5 protein-coding genes are annotated in these 2,810 nt (G+C 57.3%); 1 reads left to right on the top strand and 4 read right to left on the bottom strand.

Going from position 1 to position 2,810, the window contains the following annotated elements; translation table 11 throughout:
* Positions 1 to 149 (top strand): hypothetical protein (locus tag M5G20_RS30435; protein WP_443218337.1); only part of this gene is annotated, 149 nt, incomplete at its 5' end.
* A 58-nt stretch (positions 150 to 207) separates the two neighbouring features.
* Here the strand turns inward: M5G20_RS30435 and M5G20_RS30110 are convergent.
* The 4 genes from M5G20_RS30110 to M5G20_RS30095 all read right to left on the bottom strand — a co-directional run.
* On the bottom strand, positions 208 to 513 hold the full coding sequence (locus tag M5G20_RS30110) for a helix-turn-helix domain-containing protein (protein ID WP_150732444.1): 306 nt from the start codon (positions 511 to 513) through the stop codon (positions 208 to 210).
* On the bottom strand, positions 506 to 871 hold the full coding sequence (locus tag M5G20_RS30105; protein WP_273922130.1) for a type II toxin-antitoxin system RelE/ParE family toxin: 366 nt from the start codon (positions 869 to 871) through the stop codon (positions 506 to 508). Before M5G20_RS30105 ends, M5G20_RS30110 begins: the two co-directional genes overlap by 8 nt.
* Positions 872 to 1,119: 248 nt before the next feature.
* Entirely contained in the window at positions 1,120 to 1,488 is a 369-nt protein-coding gene (locus tag M5G20_RS30100; protein ID WP_273922129.1) for a glyoxalase superfamily protein, read from the bottom strand.
* A 119-nt stretch (positions 1,489 to 1,607) separates the two neighbouring features.
* On the bottom strand, positions 1,608 to 2,810 hold a 1,203-nt coding region (locus M5G20_RS30095), incomplete at its 5' end, for a D-aminoacylase (protein ID WP_273922128.1).

Below are 2,810 nucleotides of genomic sequence, written 5' to 3'. Positions count from 1 at the left end.
TGGCCGAAGAAATCAGCCGCAGCATCATCAACGTGCGCGACGTCTCGGAACAGACTGCAGCGGCCAGTGACGAGACAGCGGCGTCCAGCGTTGAACTGGCGCGGTTGGGCAATCAGTTGCAACAGATGGTGAGTCACTTCCGCGTATAACTCGTATACGCCGCCAACTCGAACAGAAGCCCTTTGAATAAAGGGCTTCTGTGTTTTTTTAGTTGGAAAAGTTATCGATCTTTACCTGACCTTCAGGAAAGGTCGCGATAATTTCCAGTTCGCCACCCATGGCGCGGATGTAGTTACGCAATGTACTGATGTACATGTCGGTGCGTCGTTCCATTTTGGATATGGCCGCCTGATTGACGTGTAACGCTTTGGCTAGCGATTCCTGGCTCAACTCCTGGGCTTTACGCAGCTCATGCAGGGGCATCTCTTTCAGGTGCTGTTGGAACAGACGCTCAGCATCAGCACGAGATTCCGGCGACATGCGAGCCTGAAGTTCAGCAAATTTTTTAGCCATCATTTCGGCCCTCTTTACGCAGTGTTTCCAAGTGTTCGTCGTACAGCTTTTCTGCTAACGGGACATTTTCGTGGTACCAGCGGTCCTGACCGGTTTTATCGCCACCGATCAACAATAACGCGCATCGACGCGGATCAAACGCGTATAGCACGCGATAAGGACGCCCCGCGTGCTGCACCCTCAGTTCTCGGAGGTTTCCATGCCGCGAGCCTTTGATATCGCTGCTTTGAGGAAAACCCAAGCCTGGCCCGAAGAGTTCCAGCAGGTCAACGCTGGCCGATATAGACGCCTGCTCCTTTTCATCCAGGCCAACCCACCACCCGCCAAATTCATCCGTGTATTCAACGTCCCATTTCATACGAATATGCCACCTGCGGAATATAACCTCAAGGGAATAACTGTATGAGCTTCTACGGGCGTTCCACCACCCTGATCCTCCATGGAATTGTTAATGGCGGTGTCTGGGGATAATAGAGTGCGGGAAGTGGTGGCGGAGTTAATGAGGGCGTTGCGGGGGAATTAGCTGGCCCTGTGCGAGGCCGAAGTGGACGTGAGTCCGATCATTCCCACGCTCTCGCGCGGGAATGATCAATAGCTATCTAAAGCTCAAACACTGATCGCATTGGTAAACACCAACCGATTACCAAACGGATCGCTGATGGTCATGTCCTGGCTGCCCCAAGGCATGGCCTGGATCTCTGGTCGGGCGAACGAGTATTGCTTGGCCAGCAGCTGCTGCTGGAAAGCTTCCAGCTCATCGGTCTCGATGCGCAGGGCCGAGCCCGGTGTTGCGTCGCCGTGGTGTTCGGAGAGGTGCAACACGCATTCGCCACGGGAGACTTGCAGGTACAACGGGAAGTTGGCTTCAAAGCGGTGCTGCCAGTCGATCTTGAATCCGAGGAAGTCGACGTAGAATTCAACTGCCTTGATTTCATCGAAGATCCGCAGGATCGGGGTGGTTTTGCCGAAGCTCATCGAGTTGCTCCCAGACAGAAATGGCCCACAGTGTAGCCGGGCTGTACGTCAGCAATTCGGCTTGTTAGTGGCTTTCTTTAATCTCAATGTGCCATCACCGTGACGCACAGCACGAATCTTCAATTAAAGCCGTCACGCAGGTCCCCTTCTCGCGCCAGAAACCGTCCTTCCCTGCGCCCATTCGCCTGACCGTCCTGATAACTCAGTACGCCGTTGACCCACACGCCCTCGATGCCTTCGGCCGCTTGTTGCGGATCATTGAAGTCCGCCACATCACGAATGGTCGCCGGATCGAACAACACCAGATCGGCCCAGTGGCCCTCACGAATCTCACCGCGCGCCTTCAAGCCGAATCGCGCCGCCGACAGCCCGGTCATTTTGTGCACGGCGGTGTGCAGCGGGAACAGTCCTACGTCGCGACTGAAATGTCCGAGCACCCGTGGGAATGCGCCCCACAAACGAGGGTGCGGAAACGGGTCTTCAGGCAAGCCATCGGAGCCGACCATCGACAACGGATGGGCGAGGATTCTGCGCACATCAGCCTCGTCCATTCCGTAGTACACCGCCCCCGCCGGTTGCAGTTGGCGCGCCGCATCGAGCAACGACAGGTTCCACTCGGTGGCGATGTCTATCAGGTCTCGTCCGCCCATTTCCGGGTGCGGTGTCGACCAGGTAATGGTGATGCGATGGGCATCAGTGACTTGCTTGAGGTCCAGCGTCGAAGAGCTCGCTGCATAGGGATAGCAATCGCAGCCCACCGGATGGTTTTTTGCCGCGTGTTCGAGTGACGCAAGCAGTTGCGGACTGCGCCCCCAGTTGCCGGCGCCGGCACATTTGAGGTGGGAAATGATCACCGGCGATTTCGCGTGGCGGCCGATCTGGAATGCCTCGTCCATGGCCTCCAGCACTGGTTCGAATTCACTGCGCAAATGGGTGGTGTACACCCCACCGAACACCGCCAGTTCTTCGGTCAATTGCATGACCTCGACAGTGGAGGCCGAGTTCGCGCTGGCGTAGGCAAGGCCGGTGGACAAACCCAACGCACCGGCCTCCAGGCTCTCGCGCAGTTGCTCGCGCATCGCGGCGATTTCATCGGGCGTTGCAGTGCGAAACAGGTCGTCAAGGTGATTGCTGCGCAGCGCGGTATGCCCGACCAATGCAGCAACGTTCAACGTGGTATTCGCGGCCTCGACCGCTGTGCGGTAGTCACGGAATGTCGGATAGACAAACGCGGCCGCGCTGCCGAGCAGGTTCATCGGGTCCGGCGGATCACCGCGCAAACTCACCGGCGATGCACTGATCCCGCAGTTGCCGACGATCAC

The organism is Pseudomonas sp. TNT2022 ID1044 (genome assembly GCF_028656895.1).
In the GTDB taxonomy this organism is placed as follows: Bacteria; Pseudomonadota; Gammaproteobacteria; order Pseudomonadales; family Pseudomonadaceae; genus Aquipseudomonas; species Aquipseudomonas reinekei.
The sequence above is the reverse complement of the archived record's forward strand: the minus strand, read 5'-3'. Positions and strand labels throughout refer to the sequence as shown.